The sequence below is a fragment of the Flexivirga sp. B27 genome (genome assembly GCF_052905685.1).
The window spans coordinates 150,701-170,143 of record NZ_JBPYUM010000001.1 but is presented as its reverse complement, the minus strand read 5'-3'; the positions used below and the strand labels follow the sequence as shown (position 1 = coordinate 170,143).

General features: G+C 68.1%; 15 protein-coding genes. 5 read left to right on the top strand and 10 right to left on the bottom strand.

Annotation, left to right across the window (positions count from 1 at the left end):
• Positions 1 to 3: 3 nt before the first annotated feature.
• The 8 genes from ACSZL9_RS00765 to uvrA all read right to left on the bottom strand — a co-directional run bounded on the left by ACSZL9_RS00765 (position 4) and on the right by uvrA (position 11,369).
• On the bottom strand, positions 4 to 1,206 hold the full coding sequence (locus tag ACSZL9_RS00765; protein ID WP_446663548.1) for a phosphoglycerate kinase: 1,203 nt from the start codon (positions 1,204 to 1,206) through the stop codon (positions 4 to 6).
• Between the two features lie 36 nt (positions 1,207 to 1,242).
• Positions 1,243 to 2,238, bottom strand: coding sequence for a type I glyceraldehyde-3-phosphate dehydrogenase (gene gap / locus ACSZL9_RS00760; protein ID WP_446663547.1), 996 nt, complete (start codon positions 2,236 to 2,238; stop codon positions 1,243 to 1,245).
• A 115-nt stretch (positions 2,239 to 2,353) separates the two neighbouring features.
• A complete protein-coding gene (gene whiA, locus ACSZL9_RS00755) occupies positions 2,354 to 3,334 on the bottom strand; it encodes a DNA-binding protein WhiA (protein WP_446663546.1) in 981 nt (326 codons plus the stop codon).
• A gap of 81 nt (positions 3,335 to 3,415) precedes the next feature.
• The gene (locus ACSZL9_RS00750) at positions 3,416 to 4,357 is read right to left on the bottom strand and encodes a gluconeogenesis factor YvcK family protein (protein ID WP_446663545.1); all 942 of its coding nucleotides are present in this window, start codon (positions 4,355 to 4,357) and stop codon (positions 3,416 to 3,418) included.
• A 1-nt stretch (position 4,358) separates the two neighbouring features.
• Positions 4,359 to 5,267, bottom strand: a complete 909-nt coding sequence (rapZ, locus tag ACSZL9_RS00745) for an RNase adapter RapZ (RefSeq protein WP_446663544.1) — start codon at positions 5,265 to 5,267, stop codon at positions 4,359 to 4,361.
• Entirely contained in the window at positions 5,264 to 7,375 is a 2,112-nt protein-coding gene (gene uvrC, locus ACSZL9_RS00740; RefSeq protein ID WP_446663543.1) for an excinuclease ABC subunit UvrC, read from the bottom strand. Before uvrC ends, rapZ begins: the two co-directional genes overlap by 4 nt.
• A gap of 159 nt (positions 7,376 to 7,534) precedes the next feature.
• Positions 7,535 to 8,125, bottom strand: coding sequence for a Rieske (2Fe-2S) protein (locus ACSZL9_RS00735; protein ID WP_446663542.1), 591 nt, complete (start codon positions 8,123 to 8,125; stop codon positions 7,535 to 7,537).
• A 118-nt stretch (positions 8,126 to 8,243) separates the two neighbouring features.
• A complete protein-coding gene (gene uvrA / locus ACSZL9_RS00730) occupies positions 8,244 to 11,369 on the bottom strand; it encodes an excinuclease ABC subunit UvrA (RefSeq protein WP_446663541.1) in 3,126 nt (1,041 codons plus the stop codon).
• 53 nt (positions 11,370 to 11,422) lie between these two features.
• Here uvrA and ACSZL9_RS00725 point away from each other — a divergent pair, with 53 nt between their 5' ends.
• The 4 genes from ACSZL9_RS00725 to ACSZL9_RS00710 are packed head-to-tail and all read left to right on the top strand — an operon-like array spanning position 11,423 to position 14,887.
• Complete coding sequence (locus tag ACSZL9_RS00725; RefSeq protein WP_446663540.1) at positions 11,423 to 12,112, top strand: MBL fold metallo-hydrolase; 690 nt, start codon at positions 11,423 to 11,425, stop codon at positions 12,110 to 12,112.
• A gap of 35 nt (positions 12,113 to 12,147) precedes the next feature.
• Positions 12,148 to 12,927, top strand: coding sequence for an NlpC/P60 family protein (locus tag ACSZL9_RS00720; RefSeq protein ID WP_446663539.1), 780 nt, complete (start codon positions 12,148 to 12,150; stop codon positions 12,925 to 12,927).
• A 14-nt stretch (positions 12,928 to 12,941) separates the two neighbouring features.
• Positions 12,942 to 13,817 carry an EamA family transporter gene (locus tag ACSZL9_RS00715; RefSeq protein ID WP_446663538.1) on the top strand — a complete coding sequence of 292 codons (876 nt, stop codon included), beginning with the start codon at positions 12,942 to 12,944 and terminating at the stop codon, positions 13,815 to 13,817.
• Between the two features lie 14 nt (positions 13,818 to 13,831).
• Positions 13,832 to 14,887 carry a tartrate dehydrogenase gene (locus tag ACSZL9_RS00710; protein WP_446663537.1) on the top strand — a complete coding sequence of 352 codons (1,056 nt, stop codon included), beginning with the start codon at positions 13,832 to 13,834 and terminating at the stop codon, positions 14,885 to 14,887.
• 72 nt (positions 14,888 to 14,959) lie between these two features.
• Here the strand turns inward: ACSZL9_RS00710 and ACSZL9_RS00705 are convergent, their stop codons facing one another.
• Complete coding sequence (locus tag ACSZL9_RS00705) at positions 14,960 to 16,402, bottom strand: MFS transporter (protein ID WP_446663536.1); 1,443 nt, start codon at positions 16,400 to 16,402, stop codon at positions 14,960 to 14,962.
• 123 nt (positions 16,403 to 16,525) lie between these two features.
• Positions 16,526 to 17,776 (bottom strand): aspartate aminotransferase family protein, encoded by a 1,251-nt coding sequence (locus ACSZL9_RS00700; RefSeq protein WP_446663535.1) that lies wholly within the window; start codon positions 17,774 to 17,776, stop codon positions 16,526 to 16,528.
• Positions 17,777 to 17,842: 66 nt separating this feature from the next.
• Between ACSZL9_RS00700 and ACSZL9_RS00695 the strand changes: the two genes are divergently transcribed.
• Positions 17,843 to 19,336: an NAD-dependent succinate-semialdehyde dehydrogenase gene (locus tag ACSZL9_RS00695; protein ID WP_446663534.1), complete on the top strand. Its 1,494-nt coding sequence runs from the start codon at positions 17,843 to 17,845 to the stop codon at positions 19,334 to 19,336.
• The last annotated feature ends 107 nt before the right edge of the window (positions 19,337 to 19,443 follow it).

Genomic DNA, 19,443 nt, shown 5'->3' with positions numbered 1-19,443 from the left:
GATTCAGTCCTCCAACACGCTCAGGCCGGGCAAGTCCTTGCCCTCCAGCAATTCCAGGCTCGCGCCGCCACCGGTCGAGATGTGCCCGAAGTCGTCGTCCGCGAAACCCAGCTGCCGGACTGCTGCCGCGGAGTCACCGCCACCGACGACGGTCAGCGACCCGTCCTTCGTCACGTCAGCCAGCGCCTGCGCGACGACCTTGGTGCCTTCGGCAAACGGCTGCATCTCGAACGCACCCATCGGGCCGTTCCAGAAGACGGTCTTTGCACTGCGGATCACGTCGGCGAACTTCTTCGCGGACTCCGGACCGACGTCCAGGCCCATCCGGTCTGCGGGTATGGCGTCCGCCGCCACGACCTCGTGGTCGGCGTCGGCGGAGAACGCGGTCGCTGCCACGACATCGGTCGGCAACACGATCTGCACACCGCGCTGCTCGGCGTCGGCCAGGTAGCCCTTGACCCGCTCGATCTGGTCCTCCTCGAGCAGGCTCTTGCCGACCTCGTGGCCCTGCGCAGCCAGGAAGGTGAAGACCATGCCACCGCCGATGAGCAGCAGGTCGGCCTTGCCGAGGAGGTTCTCGATCACGCCGAGCTTGTCGCTGACCTTCGCACCGCCGAGCACCACGGCATACGGGCGCTCCGGTGACGTCGTGAGCCGGCCGAGCACGCTGACCTCGGTCTCGACGAGACCGCCGGCCGCACGCGGCAGCCGCTGTGCGATGTCGTAGACGCTGGCCTGCTTGCGGTGCACCACACCGAAACCGTCCGAGACGTAAGCGTCCGCCAGGTGACTCAGCTGGTCGGCGAAGGCACCCCGCTCGGCGTCGTCCTTGCTGGTCTCCCCCGGGTTGAACCGGAGGTTCTCCAGCAGCGCGACCTCGCCCTTGTGCAGCTTGTCGACGGTTTCGTTCGCCGACTCCCCCACCGTGTCGGTGGCGAAAAGCACTGAGAAACCGAGCAGTTCGGACAGCCGGTCCGCGACCGGACGCAAGGAGTACTTCGGCTCGGGCGCGCCCTTGGGCCGCCCGAGGTGTGCGCACACGACGACCCGGGCACCCGCGTCGGTGAGGCGCTTGATCGTCGGCACCGACGCGCGCACCCGCCCGTCGTCGGTGATCTGGCCTTCAGCGTTCAGCGGGACGTTGAGGTCGCTTCGGACGAGCACGGTCTTGCCCGAGAGGGCACCCAGGTCGTCGATCGTTCGCATGGCGTTTCGTTTCCTCCGGAAGGGTTCAGGGCAGGGTCAGAGGCTCTGCCCGACGAGCTGCACGAGGTCGACCACCCGGTTGGAGTAGCCCCACTCGTTGTCGTACCAGCCGACGACCTTCACCTGGTTGCCGATGACCTTGGTCAGGCCGGAGTCGAAGATGCACGACGCCGAGTCGGTGACGATGTCGGAGGACACGATCGGGTCCTCGGTGTAGCGCAGGAACTTCCCGTCGGCGACCTTCCGCACAGCGGCGTTGACCTCTTCGACGGTCGTCTCGCGGCCCGCCTCGAAGGTCAGGTCGGTGGCGGACCCGGTCGGGGTCGGGACGCGCAGCGCGTAGCCGTCGAGCTTGCCCTTCAGCTCCGGCAGCACCAGGCCGATCGCCTTGGCGGCACCGGTGGAGGTCGGCACGATGTTGATCGCGGCGGCGCGGGCACGACGCGGGTCCTTGTGCGGCCCGTCCTGGAGGTTCTGGTCCTGCGTGTAGGCGTGCACGGTCGTCATCAGGCCCTTGACGATGCCGAACTCGTCGTTGAGCGCCTTGGCCATCGGGCCGAGGCAGTTGGTGGTGCACGATGCGTTGGAGATGATCGTGTGCTTGGCGGGGTCGTAGTCGCCGTCGTTGACGCCCATCACGATGGTGATGTCTTCGTTCTTGGCCGGTGCCGAGATGACGACCTTCTTGGCGCCACCGTCGAGGTGCACCTTGGCCTTCTCGGCGTCGGTGAAGATGCCGGTCGACTCGACCACGACGTCCGCGCCGATCTCGCCCCAGGGCAGGTTCGCGGGGTCGCGCTCGGCGAACGCCTTGAAGGTCTTGTCGCCTGCAGTGATCTCGGTGTCGGTGGAGGTGACCTCACCCGGGAAGCGGCCCAGGATCGAGTCGTACTTCAGCAGGCGTGCCAGCGACGCGTTGTCTGTCAGGTCGTTGACACCGACGATCTCGATGTCGGCGCCGGACGCGACAACCGCCCGGAAGAAGTTACGGCCGATGCGGCCAAAGCCATTGATTCCCACGCGGACGGTCACGGGCGAATCATCCCTTTCTGTTGGTCAGGTGACGTGTCGCCGTCGGTGCCGGCAGGCACCGACCAAGTCGACAGCATCGACCCTATTTGATGTCGCTCGACGGCAGGAACGCGTCCTACTGGTCGAGAATGTCGGCGGACAGCGCCGCCTCGGTGTTGGGTATGCCGAGCTCGGAAGCACGCTTGTCGGCCATCGCCAGCAGCCGCCGGATCCGGCCGGCGACAGCGTCCTTCGTCATCGGCGGGTCGGCCTTCTGACCGAGCTCCTCCAGACTGGCTTCCTTGTGGGTCAACCGCAGTCGGCCGGCCTCGGCCAGGTGGTCGGGCACCTCGTCGGCGAGGATCTCCAGTGCTCGCTCGACCCGGGTGCCGGCCTGCACCGCGGCCTCGACCGAACGACGCAGGTTGGCGTCGTCGAAGTTGGCCAGCCGATTGGCGGTCGCCCGCACCTCGCGCCGCATGCGGCGTTCTTCCCACGCCATGAAGGCGTCGGTCGCGCCGAGCCGGGTGAGCATGACACCGATCGCGTCCCCGTCGCGTATGACGACCCGGTCGACCCCGCGCACGTCACGTGCTTTGGACTGCACCCCGAGACGTCGCGCGGCACCCACCAGAGCGAGCGCGGCCTCCTGCCCGGGACAGGTGACCTCCAGCGACGACGAACGGCCCGGCTCGGTCAGCGAGCCGTGCGCGAGGAAGGCACCACGCCACGCCGCCTCGGAGTCGCACACGGAGCCGTTGACCACGCGCGGCGGCAGCCCGCGGACCGGCCGGCCACGATGATCGATCAGGCCCGTCTGCCGGGCCAGCGCCTCACCGTCCTGAGCGACTCGCACGATGTATCGGCTACCACGGCGCAACCCGCCACCGCTCATCACGAGCACCTGTGGTGTCTGGCTGTAGAGGTCGGCGATCGCCTGCCGCAGCCGACGGGCCGACGACGCGGTGTCCAGCTCGGCCTCGATGACGATCCGGCCGCCGATGATGTGCAGACCGCCCGCGAACCGCAGCATCGCCGAGATCTCTGCCTTGCGGCAGCAGGTTTTCGTGACGACATGTCTGCTGAGTTCGTCCTTGACAGCTGCGGTCATCGACATGTCGTTTCAGTTCCTAAGCAGTGAAAACTAAGGCGGTGCGTGCGAGTGCTCATGCTACGTGCCGCGCGTTGTGCGGAGCAGTCACTCCACCACATCACGATAGGCCGCTGCCAACCGCAGGGTGTCATGCGCATCCGATCGATCTGCGTCGGCCACATCCGCGAAAACTACTTCCGCGCCTAGCGATTGGGCCGTCGAGCGAAGTTGCTCCGCGTCGCCGACGACGGTCGGGTCTGCGAGCACCACGTCCAGGTGCAATTCCGGGGCGTGCGCGGCGAGCACCTCCAGGTGGTCGGACGCGCTGAACCCGGTGGTCTCCCCGGTGTTCATCACCATGTTGAGGGTCAGCATCCGCTTGGCCGTGGTGTGCACCAGTGCCTCGCGCAGATCCGGCACGAGCAGGTGCGGCATCACCGACGTGAACCACGAGCCCGGACCGAGGATGACCCAGTCGGCGTCATACACGGCGTTGACCGCCTCCTGGCAGGCGAGCGGCGGATCGGGGTTGAGCCGCACCCCGAGCACCCGCCCCGGCGTCGTGGCGACCTCGACCTGCCCGAGGATCTCGGTCACCGCGTCCGGGTGGTCCGGATCGGCGCCGAGCACGCTGGCCTCGATGCGCAGCGGCTCAGCCGCCATCGGCAGCACCCGGCCGCGGGCACCGAGCAGCCGGCCGACGAGGTCCAGGCCGGCGATGGGGTCGCCCAACAGATCCCACAGCGAGGCGATGATGAGGTTGCCGAGCGCGTGACCGCCGAGCGGTCCCTCTCCGGCGAAGCGGTGCTGCAAGGCGTCGGCCCACTGCAGCCCCCACTCGGAGGTGTCGCACAGCGCCGCGAGCGCCATCCGCAGGTCACCCGGCGGCAGGATGTCGAACTCCTCGCGCAACCGACCGCTGGATCCGCCGTCGTCGGCGACGGTCACGATCGCGGTGATCTTGTCCGTGACGAGCTGCAATGCCTGAAGTGATGCGAAGAGTCCGTGGCCACCGCCGAGCGCGGCGATGGCTGGTCGACGAGGCATGTTATTCGCGCCCCAGGTCGCGGTGGACGACGAGCGACTTCACCTCGCGGGAGTCGAGCTTGTCGGCGAGTGCCTCGGCCATCGCGACCGATCGATGCTTGCCGCCGGTGCACCCGACCGCGAGGGTCACGTAGCTGCGCCCCTCGCGCAGATAGCCGGCAGTCATCGGCTCCAGCAGGCTCAGCGTCCGGTCCAGGAACTCCTTTGCGCCGGGCTGCGCGAGCACGTAGTCGGCCACGATCGACTCCTGGCCGGTATGCGGTCGCAGTTGCGGATTCCAGAACGGGTTCGGCAGGAACCGCATGTCGAAGACGAGGTCAGCGTCCAGCGGGATCCCGTATTTGAAACCGAAGGACATCACGGCGATGCGCAACGCCGGCCCATCGTCGCCGCCGACGAACTCACGCACCTTGCTGCTGAGCTGGTGGACGTTCAGACCGCTGGTGTCGATGAGGATGTCGGCCGTGGCGCGCAGGTCACGCAGTGCCTCACGCTCGGCCTGTATGCCGTCCAGCAGGCGTCCACCGTCCTGCAGCGGGTGCGGCCGGCGCACGGACTCGAAGCGGCGCACGAGCGCCTCGTCGGTCGCGTCCATGAAGATCACCGTCGGCCGCCAGCCCTCGTCGCGCAGGTGATCCAGACCCTGGCGGAAGTCGGTGAAGAACTCGCGTGAGCGGACGTCGACCACCGCGGCGAGCTTTGGCACGCCGTCCTTGCTCTCGACGCGGTTCTCGACCCCCTGCTTGGCCAGCAGGTCGGCCATCGCCACGAGGAGCTGCGGCGGCAGGTTGTCGATGACGTACCAGCCGCGGTCCTCCAGCACATTGGCCGCGGTGGTGCGCCCCGCACCGCTCATGCCGGTGACGACGATGAGTTCGGGCGCTGGTGCAAGGGACTCGTCCACGTTCATGGGGTGGTCTCCTTCTCTTCGGACGCAGCCTCGTCGGATGCGTCGTCGGGCACGTGATCGAGCACTTCTCCGGTGGTCAGGTTGACCGCCGGTGTGGAGTCGTCGTCGGCTCTCAGGTGTGAATGCACCGTAGCGGCGAGAGCGGGGCCGATGCCCTTTACTGCCTCGATCTGCTCCACGGAGGCTGCCCGCAGTCGCTTGACCGAGCCGAACTCGCGCAGCAACGCCTTGCGGCGGACCGCTCCGAGACCGGGTATGTCGTCCAGTGCCGAGCGGGTCATTGCCTTGGACCGGCGCTGACGGTGGAAGGTGATCGCAAACCGGTGCGCCTCGTCGCGCAGGCGTTGCAACAGATAGAGCCCGTCGCTGGTGCGCGGCAGGATGACCGGGAAGTCCTCCCCCGGCAGCCAGACCTCCTCCAGCCGCTTGGCCAGGCCCACGACGGCGACGTCGTCGATGCCGAGCGCCTCCAGCGCGCGGGACGCGGCATCGACCTGCGGCTTGCCGCCGTCGACCACGACCAGCTGCGGTGGGTAGGCGAATCTCCTGGGTTTGCCGGTGGTTTCGTCGATCGGTCCGCTCGCCCTGCTGTCACCCGCATCGGCGTCGGTGTCAGTGTCTCCGGTCCCGATGTCGGTGGCGCTGTCGTCGTTGCTGTCGTCGATCTCGATGTCGTTCGCGTGGTCACGGTCCTCGAGATAGTGCCGGAACCGCCGGGTGAGGATCTCGTCCATCGCCGCCGTGTCGTCGACGCGCACCGAGCCGTCCGGCTGCGGGGTACCGCGCACGATGAACCGGCGGTATTCGCCCTTGCGGGGCAGGCCGTCCTCGAAGACCACCATCGAGGCGACGACATTGGTCCCTTGCACGTGGCTGACGTCGAAGCACTCGATGCGCAGCGGTGCCTGCTGCAGCTCCAACGCGTCCTGCAGATCCTGCAGCGCCTGGCTGCGGGCGGTCAGGTCCCCGGCGCGCGCGACCTTGTGCCGCCCCAGTGCCTGCTTCGCGTTGCGGTTGACGGTCTCCATCAGGGTGTGTTTGTCGCCGCGTTGCGGGACACGCAGCTCGACCCGAGCACCGCGGATCTCGGTCAGCAACTCGGCCATCGCCTCCGGCTCGGGCGGCAGCGCGGGCACCAGGACCTCGCGCGGGATGCCTTCGGGCGACTCCCCGCCATACACCTGCCCGAGCAGCCGCTCGACGACCTCGGCGAGCCCGAGGTCGCCCTCGCTCTGCTTGTCGACGACCCAGCCACGCTGGCCCCGGATGCGTCCGCCGCGCACGTGGAAGACCTGCACGGCTGCCTCGAGCTCGTCGTCCTCGATGCCGAACACGTCGGCGTCGGTGGCGTCCGGCAGCACGACGGCGGACCGCTCCAGCGCCTTGCGCAGTGCGGCAATGTCGTCACGGCGACGCGCGGCCGCCTCGAAGTCGAGATCTGCACTGGCAGCGCGCATTTCGCGCTCCAACCGCTTGACGAACCGGCCGGTGTTGCCCGCCATGAAATCGCAGAACTCCTCGGCGATGGCCCGGTGCTCCTCGGCGGTGACTCGCCCGACACAGGGCGCCGAGCACTTGTCGATGTAGCCCAGCAGGCAGGGCCGGCCGACCTGGCCGGCACGCTTGAAGACACCACTGCTGCAGGTGCGCAGTGGGAAGACGCGCAGCAGCTGGTCGAGGGTCTCGCGGATCGCCCACGCGTGTGCGTAGGGACCGAAGTAGCGGGTGCCCTTGCGCTTGGTGCCGCGCATGACCTGGGCACGTGGGAACTCCTCGCCCATCGTCACGGCCAGGTAGGGGTAGGACTTGTCGTCGCGGTACTTGACGTTGAAGCGCGGGTCGAACTCCTTGATCCAGGAGTATTCGAGTTGCAGCGCCTCGACCTCGTTGCGCACGACGGTCCACTCGACGCTTGCCCCGGTGGTGACCATCGTGCGTGTGCGCGGGTGCAGCGCCGCGATGTCCTGGAAGTATGACGACAGACGACTGCGCAACGACTTGGCCTTGCCGACATAGATGACGCGGCGGTCCTTGTCGCGGAACTTGTAGACCCCCGGGTCGACCGGGATCTCCCCCGGCTTCGGGCGGTAGGTCGACGGATCAGCCACGACTCCACTCTATGGACCTGCTCGGACAGCCCGTGACCGCGCCCGACCTCGGCCCCAAACCTCGAGCGTCGAAGGTTAGGAACACCCACCCCGGCAAAACCCCGTCCTAACCCTCGACCGTCGAAGGTTAGGGCGGTGTGGGTATGGCGGGGCGCGACGTCAGCTGACGATGACCTTCGAGCCCTTGACGGTGGCCTTCTTGGCGGCGAGTGGCTTGGTGGCCGGGCCGCGCTTGACCGAACCGTCCTTGGTGCTGAATTGGCTGCCGTGACAAGGACACCGGATGGTGTCGCCACTGATCTCGGTGACCGGACAACCCTGGTGAGTGCATACGTTGCTGAACGCCTTGAAGTCGCCCTCGGTGGGCTGCGTGACGACCGCCTTCAGGTCGGCGTCGATCACACCGCTGCCGACCGGGACCTTCGACTTCGCGATGTCGCCGGAGCCTCCGGAGCCTGCCGTGTCACCGCTTGCTGCGCCATCGCCGGCCGCGTCACCACCATCGCCGGACGATGCGGTCGACCCGCCACCACATGCGCTCATGGCTGCAGCGGCCGCGACGGCACCTCCGGCAACGCCTGCGCCGCGCAGGACGGTGCGCCGTGCCGGCCGGTCGAGGTCAGGTCGGTCAACGTCAGGTCGGTCGAGGTCAGCAGCATCCGCCGGAGCGCCCGCCGGTGCCTGCGTTGCGGTGTTCCTCGAAGCGGTCGGGCCCGAGGACTTCGGAGGCTCGATCTCGTGGGTAGTCATACACACCAGCATGCAGTAATTGAACGATCAATCGATGACCGGGAGCTGTGCAGTCACTGTGTGTGCTCGCCGACGGCGAAGCGCACTTCGTCCCGGCAGCTCACTTCGCCCCGGTCGCTCACTTCGTCCCGGTCGCTCGCTTGCTGCGGGTCGCCTTCGCCGTGGCTGCCGGCTGCGCCGACTTCGCGGTCGCCGCGGCAGTGCGCTTGCGAGCCGTGCCGTTGGTCCCCGATGCCTTCGACGTCTTCCGCCCGGCAGCTGACTTGCCGGCGGGCTTCGTGGCGGCAGACTTCCTCCGCGCGCCCGCGGACTTCTTCGCGGCCGCGCCCTGCGACGGGCGCTCGGCACGGGCCGACTTCGCCATCAGCGGGCCGAGGTATTGCCCCGTGTGACTCTCCGCGACCTCGGCGACATCCTCCGGCGTGCCGGTCGCGACGACCGTGCCGCCGCGGTGGCCGCCTTCCGGCCCCATGTCGATGATCCAGTCGGCCGACTTGATCACGTCGAGGTTGTGCTCGATCACGATGACGGTGTTGCCCTTGTCGACCAAGCCCTGCAGCACACCGAGCAGCTTGCGGATGTCATCGAAGTGCAGGCCGGTCGTCGGCTCGTCGAGCACGTAGATGGTCCGGCCGGTCGAGCGCTTCTGCAGCTCGGTCGCCAGCTTCACCCGCTGCGCCTCACCGCCGGACAGTGTCGGCGCCGGCTGGCCGAGACGGACGTAACCGAGACCGACGTCGACCAGGGTGTTCATGTGCCGCGCGATCGCCGGCACCGCGGCGAAGAAGTCCTTGGCCTCCTCGATCGGCATGTCGAGCACATCGGCGATCGTCTTGCCCTTGAAGTGGACCTCGAGCGTCTCGCGGTTGTAGCGCGCACCGTGGCACACCTCGCACGGGACGTAGACGTCCGGTAGGAAGTTCATCTCGATCTTGAGCGTGCCGTCACCGCTGCACGCCTCGCACCGACCGCCCTTGACGTTGAACGAGAACCGCCCGGGCTGATAGCCGCGAACCTTCGCCTCGGTCGTCTCGGCGAACAACTTGCGGACATTGTCGAAGACACCGGTGTAAGTCGCCGGGTTGCTGCGCGGCGTGCGACCGATCGGACCCTGGTCGACGTGGACCACCTTGTCGAGCTGCTCGAGCCCCTCGACCGTGCGGTGCCGCCCCGGCACGTGCCGTGCGCCGTTGAGCTGGTTGGCCAGCACGTTGTAGAGGATCGAGTTGACCAGCGTCGACTTCCCCGACCCTGAAACGCCTGTGACCGCAACCAGATTGCCGAGCGGTATGGCGACGTCGATGTCTTGCAGGTTGTGCTCCCGGGCGCCACGCACGACGATCTCGCGACCGTCCTGCGGCCGCCGGATCGCCGGGGTGAGGATCTCCCGGCGACCGGCGAGATAGGCACCGGTGATCGACTCCGGCTGCTCCAGCAGCCCCGCGACCGTGCCGGAGTGCACGACCTTGCCGCCGTGCTCCCCCGCACCCGGACCGATGTCGACGACCCAGTCGGCCGTGGCGATGGTGTCCTCGTCGTGCTCGACGACGATCAGCGTGTTGCCCAGGTCGCGCAACCGGGTCAGTGTGTCGATCAGCCGGTGGTTGTCCCGCTGGTGCAGGCCGATGGACGGCTCGTCGAGGACGTAGAGCACGCCGACCAGGCCGGAGCCGATCTGGGTGGCAAGCCGGATGCGCTGCGCCTCACCGCCGGACAGCGTCGCCGCCGGACGGTCCAGCGAGAGGTAGTCCAGCCCGACGTCGAGCAGGAAACCCAGCCGCGCGTCAACCTCCCGGATCACGCGCTCGGCGATCTGCCGCTCGCGCGGAGTGAAGTCGACCGTCTCCAGGAAACCGGCCGACTCTGAGATCGGCAGTGCACACACCTCGGCGATCGAGCGGCCGCCGATGGTCACCGCGAGCGACTCGGGCTTCAGGCGCGCACCGCGGCATACGGGGCAGGGCACCTCGCGCATGTAGCCCTCGTAGCGGTCCCGGCTCCAGTCGGACTCGGTCTCCTCGTGCCGCCGCTTCACGAACGGTATGACGCCCTCGAAGCCCGTCGAGTAGCTGCGCTCGCGGCCGTAACGGTTGCGGTACTTGACGTGGACCTTGTGGTTCTTGCCGTGCAGCAGCGACTCCTTGGCCCGCTCCGGCAACGCTCGCCACGGCACGTCGAGGGAGAACTTCTGCTCCTCGGCCAGCGCACCGATCACCCGCAGGAAGTAGTCGGAGGACTGCGCACCCTGCGCCCACGGCAGAATCGCGCCCTCGCGGATCGACTTGTCCTGGTCGGGGATCACCAGGTCGACATCGACCTCGAGCTCGGTGCCGATGCCGGTGCAGGTCGGGCAGGCACCAAAGGGTGAGTTGAAGGAGAACGACCGCGGCTCGACCTCGTCCATCGACAGCGGATGCTCGTTGGGGCACGCCATCTTCTCGGAGAAGCGCCGCTCCCGCTGCGGGTCGTCGGCGTCGAGGTCGACCAGGTCGACCAGCAGCACGCCACCTGCCAGGCCGAGCGCGGTCTCGACCGAGTCGGTCAGCCGCTGCTTGCCGGACGTGTCGCCCTCCTTGGCGACGAGCCGGTCCACGACGACCTCGATGGTGTGCTTCTTCTGCTTGGCGAGCTTCGGCGGCTCGCTCAGGGTGATGACCTCGCCGTCGACCCGCGCGCGGGAGTAGCCCTTGGACTGCAGCTCGGCGAACAGCTCGAGGTATTCGCCCTTGCGCGCCCGCACCACCGGGGCCAGCACCTGATAGCGGGTGCGGTCCGGCAGCGTCAGCAACTGGTCGACGATCTGCTGCGGCGTCTGCCGGCCCACCGGCTCACCGCACACCGGGCAGTGCGGGCGCCCGGCACGCGCGAAGAGCAGGCGGAGGTAGTCGTAGACCTCGGTGATCGTGCCCACGGTCGACCGCGGGTTGCGGTTGGTCGACTTCTGGTCGATCGAGACGGCCGGCGACAGGCCCTCGATGAAGTCGACGTCCGGCTTGTCCATCTGCCCCAAGAACTGTCGGGCGTATGCCGAGAGGCTCTCGACATACCGCCGCTGCCCCTCGGCGAAGATGGTGTCGAACGCCAGCGACGACTTCCCCGACCCGGACAGGCCGGTGAACACGACCAACGCGTTGCGCGGGATGTCGACGGAGATGTTCTGGAGGTTGTGCTCGCGGGCACCACGCACCCGAAGGTGGTCGTGACCTCGACTTGCTGGCACGGTGGAGGACGGAGTCGTTGGCACGACGACAATGCTAAGTCGCACCACCGACAACCCCGAATCGCGAGGAGGACCCGATGGGTGAACCGATGAGCAACCCGAGGAGTTACGACGGGCAGGTGGCCCCCGGTGACGCGCCGGCGACACGTGACACGGGCAACGCCCGGATCAGCAAGATCAGTGTCTCGGACATGCACAACAACGCTTACCTGATCACCGACACCGCGACCGGCGCCGCGCTGCTCATCGACGCCGCGGACGACTGGCCGGCGATCGAGGCGATGATCGCCGCCGACGGCGGCCGGGTGCGGCAGATCGCGACGACCCACCGGCACTGGGACCACGTGCGCGCGCTTGCCGACGGTGTCCGGGCGACCGGCGCCCAGACGTGGGCCGGCGCCGACGACGCCGACGAGCTGCCCGTGCCGGTCGACCGCAGGCTGTCCGACGGTGACACCGTGCAGGTCGGCGACCTCTCGCTCGATGTCGTCGCGCTGCGGGGCCACACCCCGGGATCGATCGCCCTGTCCTTCCACGGCGACGACGGCACGACGCATCTCTTCACCGGCGACTCGCTCTTCCCGGGCGGTGTCGGGGCGACGAATCACTATGACTACCAGTCGTTCCCGCAGCTCATCGACGACGTCGAGCAGCGCGTGTTCGGTCGGTATGACGACAACACCTGGGTCTACCCCGGGCACGGGGACGACACCACCCTGGCCACCGAGCGGCCGCGGCTGCCGGAGTGGCGGTCCCGAGGGTGGTGAATGCACCGAGCGACCGGACCGTGTTGGATGAAGGGGTGACTACTGACACCGGCACCGCCTCGACTTCCTCGACGGCACCCTCACTGGCCATTGTCAACGTCGACATCACCGGCCTGTGGACGACTCCGCAATCCCCGCGGCCGATCGACGGCCCGCTGCTCGCCGACCGCCCCGACCACGCCCGGTGGCTGGCCGACATGGATGCCGAGGCGACCCTCGAGGCCGGGCGCCTCGGCCTCTACGACCGATTCGACTCCGAGCTGCTCGAGGGCGAGCCGGTCGTCATCGCCTCAGGCGACACCGACGGCTGGACCAAGGTCACCTCACCGTGGCAGCCGTATGACGGCCACGAGGTCGGCTACCCCGGTTACGTCCGCACGGCACACCTGCGCGCCGTCGACGACGCGGCGCCCGCGGACCTGCCCGGCGGCGCAGCAGCCGCCACGGTCGAGGCGTTCCTCGCCGAGGCGCGCACTCACATCGGCCTGCCCTACCTGTGGGGCGGGATCTCGCCGGAGGGACTCGACTGCTCCGGGCTGGTGCACTACGGCCTGCGCCGGCTCGGCATCGTCTTCCCCCGTGACGCCGGCGACCAGTACCGCGCTTGTGAGGACGTGCCGCTCGACGGTGCCCAGCCCGGGGACCTCTACTTCTTCGCGCATCCGGACAAGCCGATCCACCACGTCGGCATCGTGACCGGCCCCGACTGCATCCTGCACTCGCCGTCCACCGGCCAGGACGTGGTCGAGGAGGACATGCCGGAGAGTCGCGCGAAGACGCTGACCCAGATCGGCCGGATCCGCCAACTGCAATGAGCAAGGCGGGACCCGTGCCCGCGCCGCCCGTGCCCGCGCCGCTGCTCGTGCTGGGCGGCATCGTGTCGGTGCAGTTCGGTGGCGCCCTCGCTGCCACGTTGCTGCCGCTGGTCGGAGTGCCCGGGTCGGTCGCGCTGCGACTCGCCCTCGCCGCGATCATCGTGCTGGCCTGGACCCGGCCGTCACTGCGGCGGCGCACCCGCGCGGACTGGATCGCGGTCGGGTCCTATGCCGCCGCGCTGGGCGCCATGAACTGGTGCTTCTACGGATCGCTGCAACGACTGCCCATCGGCGTCGCGGTGACCATCGAATTCGTCGGCCCGCTGGTCCTGTCCGCCGTGTTGTCGCGACATCTGCGCGATGCCGTGGCGGTCGGACTCGCCGCCGTCGGTGTGGTGCTGGTCTCTGGGGCGGTCAACACGCCCCTGGACCAGCTGGACGGCGTCGGGATCCTGCTCGCGTTGTCCGCGGGCGCGTGCTGGGCGGCATACATCCTGACCTCGCGGCGGACGGGACAACACTTCGCCGGGCTCGACGGCCTGGCGATCGCCATGGCGCTGGCTGCCGTCGTCGTGCTGCCCTTCGGTGCGTTCGAAGCAGGCACCGAACTCGTCGGCAGCGAGGCGTTCCTCAAAGGGATCGGCATCGCGGTCCTCTCCTCGGTGCTGCCCTACTCCCTGGAGATGATTGCGCTGCGCCGGATCGCGCCGAACGTCTTCGGCATCCTGCTCTCCCTCGAACCTGCCGTGGCTGCGCTCGCCGGGCTGGTCGTGCTCGGTCAATACCTGTCTCCGCTGAAGCTGATGGGCATGGTGCTGGTCGTCGGCGCGAGCGTGCTGATCCTGGGCGCGCAACACGGCTCCGCAGAACCCCCGCCGCAGGACCTATGACCTAGCATCGGCACATGGGAGCCAGCTACACGGTCGATGTCATCCCCGGCGACGGAATCGGTCAGGAGGTCATCCCCGCCGCGACGGCGTGCATCGATGCCCTCGCCGCGCGCCACGACTTCAATATCCAATGGCGAGACCGGGATTGGGGTTCGGACCACTATCGCGCGACCGGGCGCATGCTGCCGGTCGACGGCCTCGAGCAGATGGCGGATGCGGACGGCATCCTGCTCGGCGCGGTGGGCGATGTCGACATCCCGGACGACGTCACGCTGTGGGGGCTGCTGATCCCCATCCGACGCGAGTTCGACCAATACATCAACCTGCGACCCAGCCGCACCCTGGACGGCGTCCCGTCGCGCCTGGCCGGTGACAAGAAGCTCGACGTGGTCGTCGTGCGCGAGAACGTCGAGGGCGAATACTCCGAGATCGGCGGTCGCTTCCGGCGCGGTCAACCCGACGAATTGGCTCTGCAGGAAGCGATCTTCACCCGCAAGGGCGTGTCCCGGGTGACGCGGTTCGCGGCCGAGCTCGCGACCGAACGCAGCGGCCGGCTCGTCTCGGCGACCAAGTCCAACGGCATCATCCACACGATGCCGTTCTGGGACGAGGTCGCGCGCGAGACGGTGGAGGAGTTCCCGGGCGTGACGCTGGAGAAGGTGCTCGTTGACGCGCTGGCAGCTCGGGTCGTGCTGGCTCCGGAGAGTCTGGACGTGATCGTCGCCTCCAACCTGTTCGGCGACATCCTGTCCGATCTGGCCGCAGCGGTCGCCGGATCGCTCGGCGTGGCCCCGAGCGCCAACCTCAACCCCGAACGCGCGCACCCCTCGCTCTTCGAGCCGGTCCACGGCAGCGCACCGGACATCGCCGGCAAGGGGCTCGCCAACCCGGTCGCTGCAATCTGGGCAGGCGCCATGATGCTGCGGCACCTCGGTCAGTCCGAGGCGGCCGACGCCCTCGAGAACGCCTTCGGGTCGGTCATCGCCTCCGGCACCTGCACCCGTGACCTGGGTGGCACTGCGAACACGACCGAGTTCACCCAGGCGGTGCTCGCCGCACTCAACGCCTAGCCGCCGGAGCGCCGCGGACATAAGGAAGCCCCGACCGGATCCGGTCGGGGCTTCCTTGTGCCGATCAGGGTGTCACTCGTCGCGCCGACGTCGACGGACCCCGAATTCCTTTGACACGTCACGGATCCCGGACACGTTGTGGATGCCGGACCTGTCCTGCGGTCGCTGCGGCTCATCCTCGGCTTCCTCGGTGCCTGGTGTGCCACGTCCGCGGATCGACCGACCCGCCGTCTCGGGCACCTTCAGCAGACCGATTGCGCCGATGACCATCGCGAACATCATGTAGTACGCCGGCATGTAACGGCCGCCCCAACCGACCATCCAGTCGTTGACCAGTGATGCGGTGCCGCCGAAGGCGGCAGTGGAGATGTTGTAGCTGATCGCCATACCCGCGTAGCGCACGTGCGCCGGGAACATCGCCGGGAACGTTGCCGAGATCGTGCCGAGCTGCGGCAGGTAGACCAACCCGAGGATGGTGAACCCAACGATCGCCCACCCCATGCCCTGACCCATCAGCCAGAAGCACGGCACCGCGAGCACGAAGATCGCCGCGAGCGAGAACCACCACATCGGCTTGCGCCCGACACGGTCCGAGGTGCTCCCTGCCGTCCAGATCAGCGCAACCATGATCAGTTGCCCGATCAGCAGCACGATGTCGGACTGGGTCGCGGAGATGCCGAGCGAGTCGCTCATGTAGGTCGGCATGTAGGTCAGCAACGTGTAGTTGGCGATGTTGAGCGCAACCACCATCAGGAAGAGCCGCACGATCGGCTGCCAGTAGTCCTGGAACAGGTTCTTGAGCGCTCCGGTCGCGGCCTCCTCCGCCTCGTCGTTGTCCTGCAACTCGCGGAAGACCGGGGTGTCCTCCATCCTGCTACGCAGGTAGAGACCGACCAGGCCCAACGGCAGGCCGATGAGGAACGGGATGCGCCAGCCCCAGTCAGTCATCTGGTCGTCGGTGAGCGCTGCGCGCAGGATCAGCACGACGGCCAGACCACCACTGAAGCCCAACAAGGTGCCGCACTCCAGGAACGATCCCCAGAAGCCGCGCTTCTTGTCCGGTGAATACTCCGCCATGAAGGTCGCAGCACCGCCGTACTCACCACCGGTGGAGAAGCCCTGCACGATGCGCAACAGCACCAGGAAGGCCGGCGCCAACCAGCCGATGGACTGGTAGCTGGGGATGAAGCCCACGAGGGCCGTGCCGACCGACATCAGGATGATGGTCATCGCCATCACCTTGTTACGGCCCAACCGGTCGCCGATCGGGCCCCAGACGATGCCGCCCAGCGGGCGCAGGATGAACGAGACCGCGTAGACCAACAGCGTCGGCGCGTTGCCCATGTCGGGGAAGAAGTTGTGCGTGATCTCGGCGGTCAGATAGGCGTAGACGCCGTAGTCGTACCACTCGGTCGCGTTCCCGATCATCGAGGCGCCGACGGCCCGTTTGAGGGTCTTTGTGTCTACCTCGTCCGGACTGCTCGCGTCGTCGGTCTTTTCCATCTCTACTGGCATGTGCTCCTCCTTGAGGGGTCGGCACGTCCTGTCTGCTTTGCTGGCGACGCTACTGGCCAGATCCGATCGGGTGGCGCTTACGCGCCGCCCGATCGACGGTCTGTGTTTCGTCTTTCGCCGCCGTCACACCACAGCGTCCACGGCCTCATTCCAGAGTTTGGCCGCCTCCTCAACCTCCTGCTCGTTCACGACGAGGGCGGGGATGAACCGCACCACTTCCCCCCACGGACCACAGTTGAGCAACAACAGCCCGCGGCTGGCTGCCTCCTTTTGTACCGCCCCCGCGGTCGCCCCATCGGGATTTCCGTCGGCGTCGCGGAACTCGTTGCCGATCATCAGGCCGAGGCCACGCACGTCGTGTATGGCGCTGTGCCGGGCTGCGGTGGCTCGCAGCGCCTCGGTGAGTTGCGCCCCACGTGCCGCGGAGTTCTCGACCAGCTTCTCCTCCTGTATGACGTCGAGCGTCGCGATCGCTGCCGCGCAGGCCACGGCGTTGGCGCCATACGTGCCGCCCTGCGAGCCGGGCCAGACCTTCTCCATCAGGGCGGCCGACGCGGCGATGCCGGACAGGGGGAAGCCGGACCCGATGCCCTTGGCCGTCACCAGGATGTCGGGCGTGACACCGAAGTGCTCCTGGGCCCAGAACTTGCCGGTGCGTCCCCAGCCGGTCTGCACCTCGTCGAAGATCAGCAGGATGCCGTGCTTGTCCGCACGCTCCCGCAGGCCGGCGAAGAACTCGGCATTGCCGGGGACGTAGCCGCCCTCGCCGAGGACCGGTTCGACCAGGAACGCCGCGGTCTCGTTCGGCTGGCTGAGCGTCTGCAGCGTGTGGTCGAGCTCCTTGAGCGCGAACTCCGTCGCCTGCTCCACGCTCCAGCCGTAGTAGGTCGGGTTCGGGAACGGTGAGACGTGCACGCCGGACATCAACGGTGCGAAACCGGCGCTGTAGCGCGTGTGCGAGGTCGTCAGCGACGCGGTCGCGACGGTCCGCCCGTGGAAACCGCCGTGGAAGACCACGATGTTGGGCCGCGCGGTCGCCTGCCGGGCCAGCCGCAGCGCCGCTTCGACCGCTTCCGACCCGGAGTTGGCGAAGAAGACCCGGTCCAAGCTGCTGGGCAGCACCTCGCCGAGCCGGTCGACCAGGGTGAGCAGCGGCTGATGCATGACAGTGGTGTATTGGGCGTGGATCAGCTTGCCGACCTGCTCCTGGGCGGCCGCGACCACCTTGGGGTGACAGTGCCCGGTGCTGGTCACGCCGATCCCGGCGGTGAAGTCGAGATAGCGGCGGCCGGACTCGTCATACAGATTGACGCCCTGGCCGTGGGTTGCGAGCACGGGAGTAGCTTGTTTGAGAGCACCCGAGAGCTGTGTCATGACACCACCTCTTGTTGTTGATTCCGAGCGACATCTTGTTAGATTGTCGACAATCAGACTAACCCGATGGGAGTGCAGAAGATGGGAATTTCGGACACCGGATCGACGGACGCCGCTCGCGTGCTCGACGCGGTCGCGACCGACCTGCTGATCGGCGGGTCCTGGGAGCGGGCTGTTTCGGGTGCGACCTTCCCGGTGCATGATCCGGCGACCGGTGAGGAGCTGACCCGGGTCGCCGACGCGTCCCCGGAAGACGGGCAGCGGGCGCTCGACGCCGCGGTCGCCGCGCAACGGGACTTCGCTGCGACCTCGCCACGAGACCGTTACGACATGCTGATGAAGGCCTTCGACCTGCTGACCGAGCGGATCGACGACCTGGCGCTGCTGATGACCCTGGAGATGGGTAAACCGCTGCCCGAGTCGCGCGGCGAGATCACCTACGCCGCCGAGTTCTTCCGGCACTTCGCGGGCGAGGCGTTGCGCATCGACGGTGGCTACCAGACGGCACCGGCGGGCGGCGCACGCTTCCTGGTCACCAAGCAGCCGGTCGGCCCGTGCCTGCTGATCACCCCGTGGAACTTCCCGATGGCGATGGGCACGCGCAAGATCGGCCCGGCGATCGCTGCGGGCTGCACCAGCGTCATCAAGCCGGCCGCGCAGACGCCGTTGTCGATGCTGGCGCTCGGCCAGATCCTCATCGAGGCCGGCGTCCCCGCCGGTGTCGTCAACATCGTCACCACCACCGACGCGGGCGGCGTGATGGAGCCGCTGATCAAGTCCGGCAAGGCGCGCAAGCTGTCCTTCACCGGCTCCACCAAGGTCGGCAAGGTGCTGCTCGAGCAGTGCGCCGACAAGGTGCTGCGCACCTCGATGGAGCTCGGCGGCAACGCGCCGTTCGTGGTCTTCGAGGACGCTGACCTGGACGAGGCGGTCGCGGGCGCGATGGCGGCCAAGATGCGCAACATGGGCGAGGCGTGCACTGCGGCCAACCGGATCTACGTGCACCGGGACGTCGCGGAGGAGTTCGCTCAGCGGATGGCCGACACGATGAGCGCCCTTCGGGTGGGTCCCGGTGTCGCCGAGGGCACCCAGGTCGGACCGCTCATCGACGACGCCGGACGGTCGAAGGTGGTGGACCTGGTGGCCGATGCGACCGAGCGCGGAGCACGGGTCCTGACCGGTGGGACGGCACCCGAAGGCGCCGGATTCTTCTATCCCCCAACGGTTTTGCTCGATGTGTCACCCGATGCCCGGATGGCGAGCGAGGAGATCTTCGGCCCGGTGGCGTCGATCATCCCGTTCGACACCGAGGAGGAGGTCGTCGAGGCCGCGAACGACACGGCATACGGCCTGGTCTCCTACGTCTTCACCAACGACCTGCGCCGTGCGCTGCGCGTCGCCGAGGGTCTCGAGTCCGGCATGGTCGGCCTCAACCAGGGCGTGGTCTCCAACCCGGCCGCACCATTCGGCGGCATCAAGGAGTCCGGTCTCGGCCGGGAGGGCGGCAACGTCGGCATCGACGAGTTCCTCGAGGTGAAATACATCGGCATCAGCGTCTGAGGCGCGCCCGGGGCGTGTCCGGGCGGGGTCGGTGGGGTGCACAACCCGCGACTGTTGAGGGTTATGTGCAGGAATTGGCAAGATCTCGCACACAAACCACGACCGTT

What these genes read in the sequence shown, in the direction of transcription:
- ACSZL9_RS00750 (WP_446663545.1), bottom strand. Translation starts at nt 4,357, where the DNA reads ATGCCTCGTCGACCAGCCATCGCCGCGCTCGGCGGTGGCCACGGACTC.
- ACSZL9_RS00725 (WP_446663540.1), top strand. Translation starts at nt 11,423, where the DNA reads ATGGGTGAACCGATGAGCAACCCGAGGAGTTACGACGGGCAGGTGGCC.
- ACSZL9_RS00700 (WP_446663535.1), bottom strand. Translation starts at nt 17,776, where the DNA reads ATGACACAGCTCTCGGGTGCTCTCAAACAAGCTACTCCCGTGCTCGCA.
- ACSZL9_RS00695 (WP_446663534.1), top strand. Translation starts at nt 17,843, where the DNA reads ATGGGAGTGCAGAAGATGGGAATTTCGGACACCGGATCGACGGACGCC.
- whiA (WP_446663546.1), bottom strand. Translation starts at nt 3,334, where the DNA reads ATGTCGATGACCGCAGCTGTCAAGGACGAACTCAGCAGACATGTCGTC.
- ACSZL9_RS00705 (WP_446663536.1), bottom strand. Translation starts at nt 16,402, where the DNA reads ATGCCAGTAGAGATGGAAAAGACCGACGACGCGAGCAGTCCGGACGAG.
- ACSZL9_RS00710 (WP_446663537.1), top strand. Translation starts at nt 13,832, where the DNA reads ATGGGAGCCAGCTACACGGTCGATGTCATCCCCGGCGACGGAATCGGT.
- ACSZL9_RS00765 (WP_446663548.1), bottom strand. Translation starts at nt 1,206, where the DNA reads ATGCGAACGATCGACGACCTGGGTGCCCTCTCGGGCAAGACCGTGCTC.
- ACSZL9_RS00735 (WP_446663542.1), bottom strand. Translation starts at nt 8,125, where the DNA reads ATGACTACCCACGAGATCGAGCCTCCGAAGTCCTCGGGCCCGACCGCT.
- rapZ (WP_446663544.1), bottom strand. Translation starts at nt 5,267, where the DNA reads ATGAACGTGGACGAGTCCCTTGCACCAGCGCCCGAACTCATCGTCGTC.